General features: G+C 66.6%; 15 protein-coding genes. 2 read left to right on the forward strand and 13 right to left on the reverse strand.

Annotated elements, in window-relative coordinates; translation table 11 throughout:
* Positions 1 to 51: 51 nt before the first annotated feature.
* The 9 genes from guaB to QK290_RS03880 form a co-directional block, all read right to left on the reverse strand.
* Positions 52 to 1,563 carry an IMP dehydrogenase gene (guaB, locus tag QK290_RS03840; protein WP_111906560.1) on the reverse strand — a complete coding sequence of 504 codons (1,512 nt, stop codon included), beginning with the start codon at positions 1,561 to 1,563 and terminating at the stop codon, positions 52 to 54.
* Between the two features lie 215 nt (positions 1,564 to 1,778).
* Entirely contained in the window at positions 1,779 to 3,755 is a 1,977-nt protein-coding gene (locus QK290_RS03845) for an acyltransferase family protein (RefSeq protein ID WP_282329624.1), read from the reverse strand.
* Positions 3,756 to 3,949: 194 nt separating this feature from the next.
* Complete coding sequence (locus QK290_RS03850; RefSeq protein WP_282329406.1) at positions 3,950 to 5,056, reverse strand: NAD(P)-binding domain-containing protein; 1,107 nt, start codon at positions 5,054 to 5,056, stop codon at positions 3,950 to 3,952.
* Positions 5,053 to 5,391 carry a hypothetical protein gene (locus QK290_RS03855; RefSeq protein WP_282329407.1) on the reverse strand — a complete coding sequence of 113 codons (339 nt, stop codon included), beginning with the start codon at positions 5,389 to 5,391 and terminating at the stop codon, positions 5,053 to 5,055. Before QK290_RS03855 ends, QK290_RS03850 begins: the two co-directional genes overlap by 4 nt.
* A 121-nt stretch (positions 5,392 to 5,512) precedes the next feature.
* Entirely contained in the window at positions 5,513 to 7,165 is a 1,653-nt protein-coding gene (locus tag QK290_RS03860) for a response regulator transcription factor (RefSeq protein ID WP_282329408.1), read from the reverse strand.
* 103 nt (positions 7,166 to 7,268) lie between these two features.
* Positions 7,269 to 8,792: an ATP-dependent DNA ligase gene (locus QK290_RS03865; RefSeq protein WP_282329409.1), complete on the reverse strand. Its 1,524-nt coding sequence runs from the start codon at positions 8,790 to 8,792 to the stop codon at positions 7,269 to 7,271.
* Between the two features lie 235 nt (positions 8,793 to 9,027).
* Positions 9,028 to 10,638, reverse strand: coding sequence for a chaperonin GroEL (gene groL, locus QK290_RS03870; RefSeq protein ID WP_248759662.1), 1,611 nt, complete (start codon positions 10,636 to 10,638; stop codon positions 9,028 to 9,030).
* A 77-nt stretch (positions 10,639 to 10,715) separates the two neighbouring features.
* On the reverse strand, positions 10,716 to 11,009 hold the full coding sequence (gene groES, locus QK290_RS03875) for a co-chaperone GroES (RefSeq protein ID WP_056344177.1): 294 nt from the start codon (positions 11,007 to 11,009) through the stop codon (positions 10,716 to 10,718).
* Positions 11,010 to 11,220: 211 nt separating this feature from the next.
* The gene (locus QK290_RS03880) at positions 11,221 to 11,604 is read right to left on the reverse strand and encodes a hypothetical protein (protein WP_282329410.1); all 384 of its coding nucleotides are present in this window, start codon (positions 11,602 to 11,604) and stop codon (positions 11,221 to 11,223) included.
* A gap of 54 nt (positions 11,605 to 11,658) precedes the next feature.
* Between QK290_RS03880 and QK290_RS03885 the strand changes: the two genes are divergently transcribed.
* On the forward strand, positions 11,659 to 12,888 hold the full coding sequence (locus tag QK290_RS03885) for a class I SAM-dependent methyltransferase (protein WP_282329411.1): 1,230 nt from the start codon (positions 11,659 to 11,661) through the stop codon (positions 12,886 to 12,888).
* A gap of 24 nt (positions 12,889 to 12,912) precedes the next feature.
* Here QK290_RS03885 and QK290_RS03890 read toward each other — a convergent pair whose 3' ends face one another.
* Both QK290_RS03890 and QK290_RS03895 read right to left on the reverse strand, forming a co-directional pair.
* Positions 12,913 to 13,731, reverse strand: a complete 819-nt coding sequence (locus QK290_RS03890; RefSeq protein ID WP_282329412.1) for a shikimate 5-dehydrogenase — start codon at positions 13,729 to 13,731, stop codon at positions 12,913 to 12,915.
* 102 nt (positions 13,732 to 13,833) lie between these two features.
* Positions 13,834 to 15,285, reverse strand: coding sequence for a glycoside hydrolase family 3 N-terminal domain-containing protein (locus QK290_RS03895; RefSeq protein ID WP_282329625.1), 1,452 nt, complete (start codon positions 15,283 to 15,285; stop codon positions 13,834 to 13,836).
* Between the two features lie 341 nt (positions 15,286 to 15,626).
* On the opposite strand from QK290_RS03895, the gene QK290_RS03900 reads away from it, so the two are divergent.
* Complete coding sequence (locus QK290_RS03900) at positions 15,627 to 16,778, forward strand: glutamate--cysteine ligase (RefSeq protein WP_282329413.1); 1,152 nt, start codon at positions 15,627 to 15,629, stop codon at positions 16,776 to 16,778.
* A gap of 89 nt (positions 16,779 to 16,867) precedes the next feature.
* Here the strand turns inward: QK290_RS03900 and tsaD are convergent, their stop codons facing one another.
* Positions 16,868 to 17,992 carry a tRNA (adenosine(37)-N6)-threonylcarbamoyltransferase complex transferase subunit TsaD gene (gene tsaD / locus QK290_RS03905; RefSeq protein ID WP_282329414.1) on the reverse strand — a complete coding sequence of 375 codons (1,125 nt, stop codon included), beginning with the start codon at positions 17,990 to 17,992 and terminating at the stop codon, positions 16,868 to 16,870.
* Positions 17,989 to 18,537 (reverse strand): ribosomal protein S18-alanine N-acetyltransferase, encoded by a 549-nt coding sequence (gene rimI, locus QK290_RS03910; protein WP_282329415.1) that lies wholly within the window; start codon positions 18,535 to 18,537, stop codon positions 17,989 to 17,991. The genes tsaD and rimI overlap by 4 nt, the downstream gene beginning before the upstream one ends.
* Positions 18,538 to 18,539 lie beyond the last annotated feature (2 nt).

The following is an 18,539-nucleotide window of genomic DNA, read 5'->3' on the forward strand; positions in this document are numbered from 1 at the left end:
TAGTTCCGTGGGCTGATTGAGCTTGTCCCGCTCAACCACCGATCGCCGGGATCAGCGCGAACCGTAGTTCGGGGCCTCCACGGTCATCTGGATGTCGTGCGGGTGCGATTCCTTGAGGCCGGCCGGAGTGATGCGGACGAACTTGCCGCGGGCCTTGAGCTCCGGGATAGTGGGCGCGCCGGTGTAGAACATGGTCTGGCGGAGGCCGCCCACCAGCTGGTACGCCACTGAGGCGAGCGGGCCGCGGTAAGCAACGCGGCCTTCGATGCCCTCGGGGATGAGCTTGTCATCACCGGAGACGTCCGCCTGGAAGTAGCGGTCCTTGGAGTAGGACGTGTTCTTGCCGCGGGACTGCATGGCGCCCAGCGAGCCCATGCCGCGGTAGCTCTTGAACTGCTTGCCGTTGACGAAGATGAGCTCGCCCGGGGACTCATCGCACCCGGCCAGGAGGGAACCCAGCATGACGGTGTCGGCGCCGGCAACCAGCGCCTTGCCGATGTCGCCCGAATACTGCAGGCCGCCGTCGGCGATCAACGGTACGCCGGCAGGGATGGCTGCCTTGGCGGATTCGTAAATGGCGGTGATCTGCGGGACACCCACGCCGGCCACCACGCGGGTGGTGCAGATGGAGCCGGGGCCCACACCCACCTTGATGCCGTCGGCACCGGCGTCGATCAGGGCCTGGGCACCTTCGCGTGTGGCAGCCTGGCCGCCGATGATGTCCACGTGGGCTGTGACGGGATCGGACTTCAGGCGGCGGATCATGTCCAGCACACCCTGGGAGTGGCCGTTGGCCGTGTCAACGAAGAGCGCGTCCACGCCGGCGTCGACAAGCGCCATGGCGCGTTCCCAGCCGTCACCGAAGAAGCCGATGGCGGCACCGACGCGGAGCCGGCCCTCGTCGTCCTTGGTGGCCAGCGGGTACTGCTCGGCTTTGGTGAAATCCTTGGTGGTGATGAGGCCCTTGAGCCGGCCCTGCTCGTCAACGAGCGGAAGCTTTTCGATCTTGTTCGTGGCCAGCTTGTGGGAGGCTTCCTCACGGCTGATGCCAACATGCCCGGTGATCAGCGGCATCTTGGTCATAACGTCGCTGACCAGCCGCAGCGGGAAGTCGGCTTCGGGCACAAAGCGGGTGTCGCGGTTGGTGACAATGCCGAGGAGCCGCATGCCCTCGTCCACAACGGGGAGTCCGGACACCCGGTACTGCGAACAGATCTCATCCAGTTCCGCCAGCGTTGCCTCAGGGCCGATGGTCAGCGGGTTGGTGATCATGCCGGACTCGCTGCGTTTCACGCGGTCCACCTGGTCGGCCTGGTCCTGGATGGACAGGTTGCGGTGGATAACACCCAGGCCGCCCTGGCGCGCCATGGCAATCGCCATCCGGGATTCGGTGACCGTGTCCATAGCGGCGGACAGCAGCGGAGTGTGGACGGTGATCCGCTTCGAAATCCGCGATGACGTGTCAGCCTCGGACGGGATGACATCCGTGTGGCCCGGGAGGAGCAGGACGTCGTCGTAGGTCAGGCCGATGAAGCCGAAAGGATTGTGCTCGGGCTGGGTCATGAGTGCGCCTCTTACCTTGGGTTTCCGGGGTCACGGGTAGGGGTTGCAGCTAATGACCAGCCCGTCATTACGGGACTGGTCCGTGCAGGGCCTTAGTACATGCGGGTGCCTCATGCGCGGACACCGTGCAGAAAGCTTTGAATAAATATTAGAACCTCGACGCCGATCCCCCTATTCCGGGAGTCCATTGTGAGTAACGGCACTCAGTGCGCGTGTCAGTTCCAGCCCGTCGCCGCCAGCATCCGCTCCTCAAACATGGGAATCATGCTTTCCACATACGTCCTGCTGAGATGGTTGTCGTCCTTGTACACGTATACGTTGCCTACCACTGCCGGGCAGATACCGCCGGCGCAGATGAAGTCGCTCAGGTCCATCAGGTACAGCCCGTCCGCCTTCCCGCGGTAGCTCTCCAGCGGGGACGGCTGCACCAGCGATTCGTTCAGCGGCGGGTTGCAGGCCGGGGCGTCCGCGCTGTGGCGCTGGACGCACTCGGGCATGTTGATGGTGAAGCGCGGGTTGTCCCGGATGCCGACGATCTCGATGCCGGCGTCCGCAATGGGCTGGATACCTTCGAGATACGCGGGCACCTCGGTCTCGAACGGTGCTTCCTCATGAGTCAGGGTGGCCACGGTGAAGACGGCATCGGGCCGGTGTTCCAGCACGTACGCTGCGCTGGCCAGGTTGTAGGCGTTGCACTCGGCGTTCCGGGTCTCGGATTCGGCCCCGAACCGGCAGGCCGGCATCAGCAGGGTGACCAGCTCCCAGCCGCGGGCTTCCGCGATGGGAGCCAGGGCGGCCAGATACTGCTGGGCATGGGAGTCGCCCAGGACAACGATCCGTTTGGTGGGTTCGCCGTCAGGGAGCGCCTGCCGGCACCCTTCGAGGATGGGGTCTTCGGTGGCGTTGGGACCGACACAGGGCGCATCTATGCCGGCCCAGTCGTTATCCAGCGCGGTGGGCCCGGGAATGATCCTCCCCTGCGGCGCCGGGGCTCCGGCGTTGCCCGGGGCCAGCAGGGCCGCGCCCGGCGTAAGCCCGCGGGGCTGGGCGGCAGTGGCAGCTTCCTCCGCGGTGAGGCTCGTCTGCCAGACTGCCACCGGTCCGGCAAGCAGGGCACAGCAGGCAACCACGACGACGGCGGTGCGCCAGGTGCGCACCTGCGGCCAGCGCCACTCCCGGAGGGGTTTCTCCACAAAGCGGGTAGTGAGGACGGCCAGGACCACCGAGGCGGCGATGATCGCCGCGCCCTGGATGAGAGTGGGTGCCTCGACGCCGGTAGCGGCCAGCGCCAGCACCAGGACGGGCCAGTGCCAGAGGTAGAGTGCGTAGGAGTTGTCGCCCAGGGCGACCAGCGGCTTCCAGCTGAGGAGGCGGTCCACACCAAACCGGCTCCCGCTCTGCCCTGCGACAATGATTGCCGCGGCGGCCAGCGTGGGCCACAGTGCCACGAATCCGGGGAACGCCCGGTCCACTGTCAGCAACAGACCGCAGGAGACCATGGCCACCAGGCCGGCCCAGCCGAGCACAACTCGCAGGAATTTCCCTGGTTTCAGGTGCGGCAGGCTGAGTGCCAGCAGCGAGCCCAGTGCGAATTCCCAGAGCCGGGTCCGGGTGTCGAAGTAGGCGTACGCCTGGTTGGTGGCCGTCTGGTCAATCGAGAACGCGAGCGAGGCAACGAGGATGGCGGCGAACGCGGCTGCCACCACAACGCGGTAGCTGGCGTTGTACCGGTGGCGGAGTAGCCGCCACACAACAGCGGAAGCGGCGAAGACGAGAGGCCACAGGATAAAGACCTGTCCTTGGATGGACAGTGACCAGAAGTGCTGCAGGGGGCTCGCCGCGGCATGCTGCTGGGCGTAGTAATCCACGGCGGTATCCGCCAGCAGCCAGTTCTGCCGGTACAGCAGCGCCGCCCAGGCCTGGTCGAGGATGACGGGCCAGCGGCCTTGCGGGAGGATCAGCCACGTGCCTGCCAGGACCCCGAGGATCACCACGACGGCGGCGGGCAGCAGCCGTTTGAAGAGGTGCAGCCAGTGCCGGAGGAGATTGAGGGAGGCGCCGGCTTCCACCTTCCCGACGAAGGACAGCGTCAGCAGGAAGGCCGAGATCAGGAGGAAGATATCCACACCGCCGGACACCCGGCCAAGCCACACATGGTAGGTCACCACCATCAGTACGGCGAGCGCGCGCAGGCCTTGGACTTCGGGGCGGAACGTGGGCTTCCGGGCGGGCGTCCGCGTGCCGGTCTTTGTGTCCTTCGCAGCGCGCGGGGCAGCCTGGGCTGGTGCACTGGACACAGAAGACCTCTCCAAGCGGGTAAGCAAAGCATCAAGCCTACGGAGCCGCGGGGCCGATGGCCAATCAGGTTCCGGTCTTGAAAGGCTTTTCAGGTGGCCGCGCGTGCGGATTCACGGTGGGCCGGAACCGGGATCCGCCCCGCCAGATATCGCGCATCACGGCATGCCCCGGGCAGCGTCGCCGACGCCGCAGCGTACAAAAATTCCTGGCCCAGGAAGAACAGCCCAGTGGTATCAAGTGCCACGCCGCGCCGCTGCCTGGGCAGCGCACCGCCGTCGAGCATTGCCGGATCCATCCAGCCGAAGTCATCCCGGAATCCGGTGCACCAGATCACGTTCGAAACCTCCAGCCGGGTCCCGTCCGCGAGGACAGGCCGCCCGTCCTCCACTCCGGCGACCCGCGGCACGAGCCTGACGCCTGCGGCGGCCAGATCTTTGGACTTCGTCCTGATCAGAGGCGCCGCGTGTGCTTTGAACGACGGCGCGGCTTTGCGGCCGATCGGGTTGTTGAGGGTGAGGACGTGGAGCCCGACGAACCGCACCACCGGTAGGAAGTACCGGGCCGCCGCCGGGCCGTGCTTCACGGGAATCTCGCCGCCGGGCTTGCCGGCCAGGACAGTGGGATGGCTGCGGGACAGCTCGAGGCCGATCTCCGCTCCGGAATTCCCCAGCCCCACTACCAGGACGGGTCCTTCCTGCAGCTGCCCGAGGTTCCGGTACTCGCTGGAATGCAACTGGATGACGGCGGGATCCAGTTGCGCGGCGAATTCCGGTACGTTGGGCGCCTGGCTGCAGCCGGTGGCGACGACAACGTTATGCGCCTCCCAGCGGCGGCCATTGGATGCAGCGACGAAGCGGCCATCTTCCCGCCACAGGTGTTCGATCCGGACTCCGTTGAGGACGGGCAGGTCGAACCTTGCAGCGTACCCCTCAAAATACCCGGCAACGTCGTCCTTAGTGGGGAAGGACAACGGGTCCGCCGGGAACGGAACACCCGGGAGTCCGTCGTACTTTGCGGGCGTAAAGACCCGGAGTGAATCCCAGCGCTGGCGCCAGGCGTCGCCGGTTCGGGGACTTGCGTCCACGATGAGGAACGTCCGGTTTTGCGCTTTCAGGTAGTGGCCCAGGGCCAGGCCTGCTTGCCCGCCACCGATGATCATGGTGTCCAGCGTGCCGGTCACGCCGTTGTTGTTCATGGCTGTTCTCCTTTGTTGTCCATGGGGATGGTGATGGCTGAACCTTCCGTGGGCTGGCCATCCGGCCGGCCCTGTCCGCCTCCCCGGTACCGGAGCCACCATGCCAGCATCAGCGCGGATGCCAGGAGGTAGGCCAGGTGCAGGGCCCAGATGGGTCCGGCGGGGAGGTTGAAGACGTAGACGGAATGGACGGCGTTGGCAACGTTGGTCAGCAACAGGTTCCCAAGGCTGTAGGAAGCCAGGTTCTTCGTCCGGGCCGCCTTGACCAGCATCGGCAGCATTCCGGCGGCGAACAGCACCGTCGAGAGTGTGCCGGCGAGGACTGGAAGGTTCATGCTTTGAGGCTACGGCCGGGCCCCTGGCGACCGCGTCGGCCGAATTATGCAACTTCGGTCACGGCGTGGCTGGGTATTTCTGTGCAGGCCGGGTTCGTGCTGTGCCGCCCCCGTATGGACGTCAGCCTGCGAGCCCGTGTTCGTAGGCATAGCTGGTGGCGGCGGCCCGGGAAGAGAGGCCCAGTTTCAGGAAGATGTTGCTGACATGCCGGGCAACCGTCTTTTCGCTCAGGTACAGCTCGGCGGCGACGGCCCGGTTGCCTTTTCCGGTCGCCACCAACTGAAGGATTTCGAGCTCCCGGCGGGTGAGAGGACCCGCGGTGTCCGGCATGGCCCCGCTGTCCGGCATGCCTTCGTGCAACAGTGACGCCGCCCACGTTGCCGCCGGCGCCGCGCCCAGGTCCAGGAGCGCAGCGTGGGCCGCCTCCAGGTACATCAGCGCCGAGGCCTCATCACCGAGCACGCGGCAGGCGCGACCGGCCAACGCCTGGCAGCGCGCCGCTTCGAACGGCACACCGAGCTCCTGCCACAGTCTCCACGCATCCCGGAGACGTTTCAGGGCAGCGGAGGGGTCGCCGTCGGCCAGCCGGACCGCGCCGTCCGCCTGGCCGGCAACGGCCCGGACCATGGGCATAGGGCATTCACGGGCCACGGCTTCCAGCTCCTGAACACCTCGCCGCGCGGCTGCCAGGTCGGAGGCGGCCAGCTCGATCTCCACCAGTGCCGGCAACATGTTCCGGCGGGTAGCTGCGTCTGCCGCGCCGGCTGCCCTCCGTATCATCGCCTGTGCCTGCTGCACATTTCCACTGGCCAGCCAGAGGAGCGCGAGGCCGGGCTGTGGCTCATAGCCAGAGCGGGCGGCCTGGCCGTAGGAAACTTCGGCGTCGTGCAGTTTTCCGCTTAGCCGTTCCACCTCGCCCTGCTGGTAGTAGCCGCCGTACAGTGCCTGGGGATCACCCTTGACGGAGAGTCCCTGGGCAGCGGCGGCCGCCGTCAGCGCCTCGGCCCAGGCCCCGTGGAGCATAAAGAGTTCGGCGCGGTGTGACTGGCACTGGCCGCTGAATGACATCATGTCAGGGCGCGTACTGCACCAGCGGTCCAGGGCAGCCGTCCATTCCAGGGCCCGCTCCAGGTCAAGGGCCAGGTGGCAGTTGCCGATGACTGCGCAATAGATTATCCCTGAGGGGATCGGGGAGAGTTCACCTGCCGTGACGGCCACCATGACCTCGTCGAACATCTTGAGTCCCTTGTCAGGGTGACCAAGCATCAGGGTGGCCTGGCCTGTGCCAAGGAGGCCCAGCGCGGACACGTCTTTGTCGTGGAACCGCTGGCCGAATTCGGAAACGCGGGAGAAAGCCTGCAGCGCGCCCGCCGGATCACCGCTGTAAAGTTTGCCCAGGCCCTCCGGGATGAGCAGGAGGCCCTGCACGGCGCTCGGCTCGGCCGCTTCATCGAGAAGCCGCTGGCCGCGGGCCAACCACCCTCCAGCCCGGGCCCGCTCCCCCAGGAACATCAGTTGCATGCCCATCCAGCCCGCGCACCGTGCGGCACTCTCGACGTCGCCCACCACCAGGTATTCCTCGTGGGCACGGGTGAGGGTCTCGAGCCCAGTGGTGCATTCTCCCGTCAGGATCTCGGCCGTAGCCAGCCGTTCGAGATCGGCAGCCGGCAACCCGCCGCGCTTATCGGCTTCACGGAAGGTTTGGTTGGCCTCGGTCCAGCGATGTTCCTGGAAGGCTGACCTGCCGCGGTCAATGCCTGTTTCAGCTGACATCTGGCCCCTTTCGGATACCAACCGCCCCACCGGTTGGCCCGCCGCACGCTGGGCGTGACGGCGCTTAAGCGCCACGGTACGCCCGCTGGAGAACCGGCACAACCTACGAACGCAGCAGGGCACGCAACGTATGAATGGTGTCGGCTTCCGCGGCAATCTTGTCGTCGCGGTAGTGCTTGACGCGTGCGAACCGCAGCGCGATTCCGCCCGGATAGCGCGAGGAACGTTGCACACCGTCGATCGCGACCTCGACCACGGTGACGGGCTCGACCCAAACGGTACCCGCAGTGCGGCGCACCTCGAGCGCCTGGAACCTCTCGGTCTGCCAGCGCAGCAGGGCGTCGGTGAGGCCTTTGAAGGTCTTGCCCACCATCGCATAGCCGCCGGGTTCGCCGAACTCGCCGGTCGGGTCGAGGGCTCCCAGGTGCAGGTTCGACAGCAGCCCGGTGCGCCGTCCTGACCCCCACTCGCAGGCGAGCACCACCAGGTCGTAGGTGAGCACGGGCTTCACCTTGATCCAGTTGGACCCACGCCGACCGGCCGCATAGGCCGATCCGACCGCTTTCACCACAACACCCTCATGGCCGGCGGCGAGCGCATCGCGCGACACTCTCTCCCCAACGGCCGCATCCGCCGTGATCTCCCCCGGGATCCGGTATTCGGGGGCGATGCGCTCGAGCACACCGAGGCGCGTCGACAGCGGCTCGTCGAGCAGGTCGCGCCCGTCCACGTGCAGCACGTCGAAGAACCACGGGTGCAGCACTGTAGCGCGCGCCGCATCGGCCCCGAACCGCGACATGGTCTCCTGGAACGGTCGGGGACCGCCGTCCTCGTCGAGGGCGAGAGTCTCGCCGTCGAGGATCACTTCGCGTACCGGCAGTCCGCGCACTACCTCCACCACCTCGGGCAGCCGGTGGGTCACCTCGGCCAGAGTGCGTGTGTAGATGTGTATATCGTCGCCAGCGCGATGCACCTGGATCCGCGCCCCGTCGAGCTTGTATTCCACAGAGGCTTCCCCCGTTACCTCGAGCGCCGCGCTGGGACTGGCCGCCGTTGCGGCGAGCATGGGCTGCACGGGACGGCCGACGACGAGGCCCACGTCGTCAAGTTCGGCCGCCGTACCCGTGATGGCCAGCAGGGCAGTTTCGCCGAGATTGCCGGAGAGCATCGCGGCGCGGCGTACGGCGTCGACGGGCCGATCGGCGGCGCGGGCAACGGCATCCGTCAGCACTCCCTCCAGCGCACCCGTACGCAGTTCACCGAGCAGCACGCCGGCGATGAAGGCCTGTTCACGCTCGGTGGCCGCCGCCGTGAGCAACCGGAGCATAGCGGCCCGCTCCGCGACTGATCCAGCGCCTGAGGTGGCTAGCAGCCGGTCCAGCGCAGCGTCGAGGTCGGCCACCGTCAGGCTCGGCTCGGCGGCCGGCTCCCCCATGGCTGCCGTCATGCCGCGCCAGCCGATGCCGACGCGGCCTTGCCGCGGCTGGGCGATAAGCAAGCCGACGGCCGTCGCGATGTCCACTGGCTCGAGCCGGCGCAGGAGATCGGCCAGTGCGTCGACCTTCGCGAGCCGGGAGCGGGTGGACGCGACGGCATCCGAGGTTTTCACGAGCTCATCGAGCAACATGGCATCAGTCTGCCACGGCCGCCGACTCTGGACAGTGCCGGAACGCAGTTCCAGACTGGAGCACGGGGAATCATTGTGGCGAACCGGTTCATTACTCGCGGCAGACGCCAATAAGCACAAAGAACCGGCCCAGCCGAAGCTGGACCGGTTCTTTGTCCGGAGACTCGACAGAAGCCTGAGCCCACGCTGTCAGGGTTCCCTGACCGACGAAGCGAGGTGAGGGAAAAGCAGCCTACTAGTGGCTGTGGCCTGCGTGCTCGTCTTCGTTTGCGGGCTTCTCCACTACGAGGGTCTCGGTGGTGAGAACCAGCGCAGCGATGGATGCCGCGTTGCGCAGGGCTGCACGGGTGACCTTGACCGGGTCGATGACACCGGCGGCGATCAGGTCCTCATACTCACCCGTCTTGGCGTTGAAGCCGTTGTTGGTTTCGAGCTCGGCAACCTTGGCGGTGACAACGTAGCCGTCGAAACCGGCGTTCTGGGCGATCCAACGAAGCGGCTGCACCAGCGCGCGGCGGACGATGCCCACAGCAGCGGCGGCGTCGCCTTCGAGTGCCTTGACCGCAGGATCCTCGTCGAGGGCCTTCAGGGCGTGGATCAGAGCGGAACCGCCACCGGCAACGATGCCCTCTTCGAGGGCGGCGCGGGTGGAGGACACTGCATCTTCGATGCGGTGCTTCTTTTCCTTCAGCTCGACTTCGGTGGCTGCGCCGACCTTGATGACACCGATGCCGCCGGCCAGCTTGGCCAAGCGTTCCTGGAGCTTTTCCTTGTCCCAGTCGGAGTCGGTGCGGGTGAGCTCGGCGCGCAGCTGGGAAACCCGGGCTGCGACGTCTTCTGCGGAACCGGCGCCGTCAACGATGGTGGTGTTGTCCTTGGTGACCGTGATGCGGCGGGCGGTACCCAGCACCTCCAGGCCAACCGAATCCAGGCTGAGGCCCAGTTCCGCGGAGATGACCTGCGCACCGGTGAGGGTTGCAATGTCCTGCAGCATGGCCTTGCGGCGATCGCCGAAGCCCGGAGCCTTGACGGCAACAACGTTCAGGGTTCCGCGGATGCGGTTGACGATCAGCGTGGACAGGGCCTCGCCCTCAACATCTTCGGCAATGATGAAGAGCGGCTTGGAGCTCGCCAGCGCCTTCTCCAGCAGCGGCAGGAAGTCCTGCACGGAGGAGATCTTGCCCTGGTTGATCAGGATAAGGGCGTCTTCGAGGACGGCTTCCTGGCGTTCGGAGTCGGTCACGAAGTACGGGGACAGGTAGCCCTTGTCGAACTGCATGCCTTCGGTGAGGACCAGCTCGGTCTGCGTGGTGGAGGACTCCTCGATGGTGATCACACCATCCTTGCCGACCTTGCCAAATGCCTCGGCGAGGAGCTCGCCGATTTCGTCGCTCTGGGCCGAGATGGCTGCCACGCTGGCAACCTGGGTGCCTTCAACCGGGCGTGCGTTCTCAAGCAGACGGGCTGCAATGGCTTCTACGGAAACCTCGATGCCGCGCTTGATCTGGCCCGGAGCGGCGCCCGCCGCAACGTTGCGCAGGCCTTCCTTGACCAGGGCCTGGGCGAGCACGGTGGCCGTGGTGGTGCCGTCGCCGGCAACATCGTTGGTCTTCGTGGCGACTTCCTTGGCCAGCTGCGCACCAAGGTTCTCGTACGGGTCATCAAGCTCAATTTCACGCGCGATGGTGACGCCATCGTTGGTGATGGTGGGTGCCCCCCACTTTTTGTCGAGGACAACGTTGCGGCCGCGGGGGCCGAGCGTCACCTTGACAGTGTTGGCGAGCTTATCGATGCCGGCTTCAAGCGACCGGCGGGCAGCGTCGTTAAACGCAAGCTGCTTTGCCATGGTTTTGTCCTTTCAAGACAGAACCCCGCACAGCTGACCAGCGGAATGCATGATCAGCGGCACGGGGATCCAAAGAGTTACTTTACGACGATCGCCAGAACGTCGCGGGCGGAGAGCACGAGGTACTCGTTGCCACCGGTCTTGACTTCGGTTCCACCGTACTTGGAGTAGATGACAACGTCGCCAACGGCTACGTCGACAGGCACGCGGTTGCCGTCTTCGAAGCGGCCGGGGCCTACTGCAACAACTTCACCCTCCTGCGGCTTCTCCTGTGCGGAGTCCGGGATAACCAGGCCGGAAGCCGTGGTCTGCTCGGCTTCGAGCGGGCGGACAACAATACGATCCTCAAGAGGCTTAATAGAGACCGACACTCGGACCTCTCCTTCTACGTCAGCGAAATTTGTGGACAGTTGAGCTGTTTCGCCGTGGCTGGCAAACCGTCGTCGCGGTGCCGGCAGCAGCCTGGCTGGCAGCTCGTCATGTATTAGCACCCTCCTGGGGAGAGTGCTAATGATGACTCTATGTTTTGGTTAGCACTCGGTCAAGGCGAGTGCCAGAATTATGTCTCCGGCGAACAGCCTTTTACCGGCCGGTAAGGTCCTCAAGGTCGACGTCCTCGTCGCCGTCGTCCCCTTCATCGACTGTGCCCCGCTGCAGATACAGCACCAGGGCGCCGCCCACGGCAGCCAGCAGCGAGACCACCAGCATGATGATGCCGCCTACGCGCGCCCCGGCGTAGAGGCCGCGAATCTCCCCTGCCTCATCCGTGGCGTCCTGGATGTTCTTGCCGCCCACGGAGTAGACGGTGGCGTTGAAGGTGTCCAGGAAGAAGATGATCACGAGCAGCGCGACGCAGACAACGGCCACTGCGGATCCTGCAATCAGCGCGGGGCGGGCGAACTTCACCAGGTCCGGCCTACTGGCTTGCGGTAGTCCGGACGGCTGGCTGCCTGCGCTGTCTTCCATGCCTTCAACCCTAGCCGGATCTGGCCACCGGCCCCCTCCACTAGGCTTGAACCCATGGCTCAAGCACCGCAGGACCAGATCGCCCCACTGCTCACGAGCGAAGGCTGGGAGCTCCTGGCGTCCCTGGGCCCCTACCACGAGAACAAAGCGTTCGAGCTTAACGCGGCCCTCCGCAAGGCCGGCCACTCCCCCGCGTTGGTCTCCGCCGTTCTCACCCAGTCCCGGCTCCGCACCAAGGCCGAGCTGAAGTTCGGCGAGTTCGCCCGGAGCATGCTCTTCACGCAGGCCGGGCTGGAACAGGCCACGCGTCTCACGGTCGCAGCAAGGCATGCCGAGCGCTTTGCGCAGGCCGGCGTCCGCCATGTGGCGGACCTCGGCTGCGGCCTTGCCGCGGACTCCCTGGCCCTGGCATCAATGGACATCACGGTCACGGCCGTGGAGATGGACGAAACCACCGCCGCCTGCGCCACGGTCAACCTGATCCCCTTCCCCAACGCAACCGTGGTGCATTCGGACGCCACCACCGTCCCGTTGGACGGGGTCGACGGCGTCTGGCTGGATCCCGCACGACGCGTCACCTCCACGTCGGGTACCAAGCGGATCTGGGATCCTGAGGCGTTTTCACCGCCCCTGTCATTTGTGGAATCGCTCGCTGCCACCGGGCGCGCCGTCGGGGTCAAGATGGGCCCCGGCATGCCGCACGAGTCAGTTCCCGCCGGCTGCGAGGCGCAGTGGGTGTCGGTGGGCGGCGACGTCACCGAGGTGGCCCTGTGGTTCAACTCCGTGCGCCGGCCCGGAATCCGCCGGGCCGCGCTGCTGCTCGGCCCGCAGGGTGCCGCCGAGCTGACCAGCGCTGAAGATTTCGACGGCGGTCCGGTAGCGCCGGTGGGTCCGGCGGAGGGCTACCTGTATGAGCCCGATGGTGCGGTGATCCGCGCAGGCCTGGTGGCCGACGTCGCGCTTCAACTGGGCGGGCACCTGCTGGATGAGCACATCGCGTACATCTGCGCTCCGGAGCTGGTGGACACGCCGTTCGCCCGCGCCTACAAGGTCCTGGAAGTGATGCCGTACAACGTCAAGGCGCTCAAGGCCTGGGTGAAGGAAAACGGCATCACGGTGCTGGACATCAAAAAGCGCGGCACCTCGGTAACCCCGGAGGAACTGCGCAAGCAGCTGTTCGCCGGCAACAAGGGTGCCGGGAAGAAATCCGGACAAAAAACAGCCACTCTGGTCCTGACCCGCATTGGGGAGGACCGGGTGGCCATCTCGGTGGAGCCCATCTAAGAACGATTCCCTACCGCGCGCGTCCTACCGGGCACGCATAAAGTCCTCGGCGGCCCGGACCTGCTCGTCGGTGGGCCGGACGCCGGTGTAGAGCACAAACTGCTCGAGCGCCTGGATGGTGGCCACCTCGGCGCCCGTGATCACCTGTTTCCCGGCGGCGCGTGCCGCCTTGATCAGTGGCGTCTCGGCCGGCAGCGCCACAACATCGAACACAACCTTGGCCGCGGCGATCGCAGCTTCCGGGAAGGACAGCGAGTCCACTTCCGGGCCGCCTGCCATACCGATGGGGGTGACGTTGATGATCAGGTCCGCGGTCCCGCCGTCGAGCGTTGCACGCCAGTGGAAACCGTACTGCTCAGCGAGCGCCCGTCCTGTGTCTTCGTTCCGGGCGATGACCGTGACGTCCGTGAAGCCGGCGTCGCGCAGGGCCGCGACGGTGGCCTTGGCCATGCCGCCGGCACCCTGGACCAGCACCGAGTAGTCCGTGGGCACGGCGTTGCTTTTGAGCAGCTGTTCGATCGCGGTGTAGTCGGTGTTGTAGGCCAACAGACGCCCGTCGGTGTTCACGATCGTGTTGACCGAATCGATGGCCCTGGCGGAGGGATCCAGCTCATCCACGAGGGCCATCACGTCCTCCTTGTACGGCATGGACACCGCACAGCCGCGGATGCCCAGGCCCCTGACGCCGGCGATCGCCTGGGCCAGGTCGGTGGGGGCAAAGGCCTTGTAGATCCAGTTCAGGTCCAGTTGGTCGTAGAGGTGGTTATGGAACCGGGTCCCGTTGTTGCTGGGCCGGGCCGACAGCGAAATACACAAGGTCATGTCTTTATTCAGAATGGGCACCTGTCCATTAAACGCGTTTCCCCCCAACTGGGTCGCAGTTGATGTCGTTATGAGCGCTCAAAACGACATCTGCTGCTACCTAGTTGGGGTGGACACGTTCCGTTACGGGCAACCCGTTCCGGCCGGATAGCTTCCGACGGCGGCGGGCAGCTTCCCCGGGGCAGTCGCCTTGCCTGCCAGCACGGCAACGAGGGCGTCAAAAGCGCCAGGCGTGCGGCCGTACAGCGCAACCTTTACCGGGGCAGTGGAATCCTGCAGCGGCCACGGCGCATCCAGGGCCACAGCGATATCGCCCCCGACCGGACGTCCGGCGTAACCGATGAGGCTGACCAGGGGGCCAGCCCCGGTGCCGAGCCCGGCCTTCGCTGCGGCAGCTTCAAACCGTGCTCTGTCCTGCGCTGATCCGCCCGCGATCCGGATGCTTCCCTGGACGATCGGCGCGCCGCAGTGTCCGGACAGAACTGTGACGGCACCCGCGGAGACCCGCGCCGAGATATCGCCGCCGCTGCCGGGGGCGGCGCTGGCAGGGGCCGAGCCGTCGGGCGGCGAGGTGACGCGGCCGCGCCAAATCATCATGGTCGCCACCCGGATGGCTGCTTCGTCCAGGCGCGCCGCGGGCAGGGTTCCGGCCGCCACGGCGCTGACGATGGCCGCGTGAGACTGCCCCACATCCGTCGGCATCAGCAGCAGGTCCGCGCCGGCAACCAGCGCCGCCGTTGCTGCGGAGCCGCCCGGGTACTGCTTCTGGACTGCCCCCATATTGAGGGCATCGGTTACGGCCACACCCTCGTAACCCATGCCGCGCAAAGCAGCGTAAGCAGGTCCTGACAACGACGCCGGAACGCCGGGTTCCAGGGCCGGTACGGCGATGTGCCCGGTCATGACCATAGGAACACCGGCTGCGATGGCTGCCCGGAAGGGCTTCCAGTCCCGGGCCTCGAGCTCCGCGATGCCCGCGGGCTGCACCGGAAGATCCTGGTGCGAGTCAACGGTCACGGAGCCGTGGCCCGGGAAGTGTTTGAGGGCCGGCAGGACGCCGGCCTCCTGCATGCCCTGTGAGAACCCCACGGCCAGCGCTCCCGCTGCGTCCGGGTTAGCGGACATTGACCGGGCACCGATGGTTGGATCTGCGGGCCCGATGGTCACATCCGCAACAGGCGCGAAGTCCACGGTGAAGCCCAGCGACCCGAGCTCCGCGGCCATGGCGCGGCCTGCTTCCTTGGCGAGCGGCACATTTCCGGCGGCTCCGTAGCTCAGGGCGGTTGGCCATTCGGTCAGGGGCGCACCGAGCCGCGCCACGATCCCGCCCTCCTGGTCCACGCCGATGAGCCCGGGCCAGGGCCTGCCGTCAGCTTTTGTGGCCTGGGCCAGCCGGGCGTTGACCGCTGTCAGGGCAGCCGGATCTGTCTGCCCGCGCGCGTCGAGCGGGACGTTGTCGCCCATGATGATGGACCCCGCCAGATGGAGGCGTTCTATGGTTGCGGCCTGGGCTTCGGCATCGGTGCCGGCATATACCGGCATCAGCACCTGGCCGGCCTTCTCCTCGACAGACATCGCCGCCACGGCGGCTACGGCGGCATCCTGGTCCCGCTGTTCGGGCCCCCAGCCCAGCGGACGGAGCCCGGGGTCAGGTGAGGGGGAAGCGGACGGGGGTGCCGTCGTCGCACGCTCTGATCCCGGGGTTGAGGCCGGCGCGGGGCTGGAGGACGCCGGGGTGGTGGTGGGAACCGCCGTGCAGGCCGTCATGGCGGCCACGGCGGCGGCCGCGAAAAAGAGGGTGGATTTGTGAACACACTCACGGCTCCATATAAACAAGGCCATCAACTCGATGCTACCCCTGCACTAGACTTGAATGCGGCGCGTGCCCAGTGATATTCGAACAGTTAGGGGAACGCATGAAGATTGATTTCGCTTCATCGAAGCAATCAACTCTTGGTGTGGAATGGGAGCTGGCCCTGGTGGACGGCCAGACCGGCGAACTGGCATCGGTCGCCAACGAAGTGCTCAGCGGCGTGGTTGCCAGGCACCCCGAACTCAACGAAGACGACGAACACCCGCACATCAAGCAGGAACTGCTGCTCAACACCGTGGAGCTGGTCACCGGCATCTGCGAAACTGCCGCCGAAGCCAAGGAAGACCTCAGCCGGTCCCTGGCCGCGGTCCGCGAAATCACCGATCCCATGGGCGTGGAGGTTTTCTGCGCCGGCAGCCACCCGTTCAGCCCGCCGCAGCTGCAGCCCGTGACGGACAAGGCCCGGTACGCCAAGCTGATCGACCGCACCCAGTGGTGGGGCCGGCAGATGGTCATCTACGGCGTACACGTCCACGTGGGCCTGGACCGGCGCGAAAAGGCCCTGCCTGTGATGGACGGGCTCCTGAACTACTTCCCGCACTTCCAGGCGCTCTCGGCGTCGAGCCCGTTCTGGGGTGGGGAGGACACCGGCTACGCGTCGCACCGGGCCCTCATGTTCCAGCAGCTTCCCACCGCCGGTTTGCCGTTTACGTTCCGCTCGTGGACCGAGTACGAGTCCTACGTCCAGGACATGTTCACCACCGGTGTGATCGACACCCTGTCCGAAATCCGCTGGGACATCCGGCCGGTCCCGAACCTGGGCACCATCGAGATGCGGATCTGCGACGGCCTGGCCACGCTGGAGGAAGTGGGCGCGATTGCAGCCCTCACCCAGTGCCTGGTGGATGAACTCTCCACCACGCTGGATAACGGCGGGACCATCCCCACGATGCCGCCGTGGCACCTCCAGGAGAACAAGTGGCGTGCCGCCCGCTACGGCATGGAGGCCATCATCATCCTCGACGCCGCCGGCAACGAACAGCTGGTCACCGACCACCTTCTGGAGACCTTGAACCGGCTGGAGCCGGTGGCCGCGAAACTCGGCTGCCCCGACGAACTGGCCGACGTCGAAAAGATCATCCGCCGCGGCGCCGGGTACCAGCGGCAGCGCCGCGTCGCTGCCGAGCACGGCGGCGACCTGCAGGCCGTGGTGCTGGACCTGGTCAAGCAGATGCGGAACGGGCCCACGGGCTAGATCCCACCCGTTGCCCTATCAGTTGTGGGCCCTAACCCGGCGGTTTGGGGACCACAGCTGATAGAGCAAGTGGGGTTTCAACAGTCAGGTCAGGCGGGGAGTGACACCGCGGTGACCGGCATCGAGGAGTCCGGGGCGAAGCGGATGCCGCTGGGCCCGATCCCGGCCATCACCAGCTGGGCACCGAGGGCCGCCACCATGGCGCCGTTGTCCGTGCACAGCTCCAGCGGCGGCACATGGAGTCTGATTCCGGCGGACGAACAGCGCTGACCGGTGAGTTCCCGCAGCCTGGAGTTGGCTGCCACTCCCCCGCCCAAGAGAACGTCTTTGATGCCATGCTCGCGGCAGGCCAGGACGGCCTTGGACGTGATAACGTCCACCACCGCTTCCTGGAAGGCGGCGGCGACGTCGGCCACCGGCACCTCTTCGCCGCGGGCCTCGAACTGCTCGACGCACCGCGCCACCGCAGTCTTCAGGCCGCTGAAGGACCAGTCGTAGCGGTGTTTTCCCGGCTCCTCGGCGGTGCCCATGTACTTTGGCTGGCTGAGGCCGCGCGGGAAACGGATGGCTTTGGGGTTGCCGGTGCGGGCGAGCTTGTCGATGGCCGGGCCGCCCGGGTAGCCGAGGCCCAGGATGCGGGCCACCTTGTCGTAGGCTTCGCCGGCGGCGTCGTCGATGGTGGAGCCGAGGAGCCGGACGTCGCTGGTGATGCTGTTGATCTTCAGGATCTCGGTGTGCCCGCCGGAGACCAGCAGGGCACCCAGGTTCTCCGGGAGACGGCCGGCATGACCGAGCCCAACCGCAGCACCCGCGGCAGCACCGCCGTCGGGGTTTACATCCAGCAGCCCGACGCCGACATGCGCCACCAGGTGATTGATGGCATACAGCGGCTTGCCGGTGGCCACGGCCAACGCCTTCGCGGCGCAGACCCCCACCATCAGGGCGCCTGCCAGCCCGGGGCCGGAGGTGACGGCAATCGCGTCCACGTCCGCCAGGGTCACGTCGGCGTCGGCCAGGGCCTGCCGCAGAGTGGGCACAAAGGCATCAAGGTGTGCGCGGGAGGCGATCTCGGGGATCACGCCGCCGAAGCGGACGTGCTCGTCCATCGAGGAGGACACCGTGTTGGTGAGCAGCGTGGTGCCGCGGACGATGCCCACGCCGGTTTCGTCGCAGGAGGATTCGATGCCCAGCACCAGGGGCTGCGAGCTGTTCATGACTTGCCTGCTTCTGTTGTGGGGTCCGGGGCTGGTGCCGGGTCGGCTGGTGCGGGGGCTGTGCCTTCGGGGAGCAGTTGCAGCCGCATGATGAGGGCGTCAACCCCGTCGCGGTAATACCCGCGGCGGACGTGGATCTGCTCGAAGCCGAACCGCACGTACAGCTGCTGCGCCCGGGGATTGTCCGCACGGACCTCCAGGAGGACGTCCGCGGCCCCGCGGAGCCGGGCTTCATCGATCAGCCGGGTCAGGAGCCTTGAGCCAATGCCCCGGCCTTCACATTCAGGCACGACGGCGATGGTCTGGACATCCGCGATCGGCTCGATGCACATCAGACCGGCGTAGCCCACAATGTCCCCGCCACTTTCCGCCACGAGGTAGCGGCGCGTTTCGTGCTGGGACAGTTCGGACAGGAACATGTGCACCGGCCATGCGTCCGCCGGGAACAGGCGCTGCTCCAGAGCGTCCACTGCGGGCACGTCTTCCAGGGTCATGTCCCGGAACACCACGCCGTCGGCGCTGGAACTGTCTGCGCTGGTAGGCATGC

It is taken from the genome of Pseudarthrobacter sp. AL07 (assembly GCF_029960665.1).
Classification (GTDB): domain Bacteria; phylum Actinomycetota; class Actinomycetes; order Actinomycetales; family Micrococcaceae; genus Arthrobacter.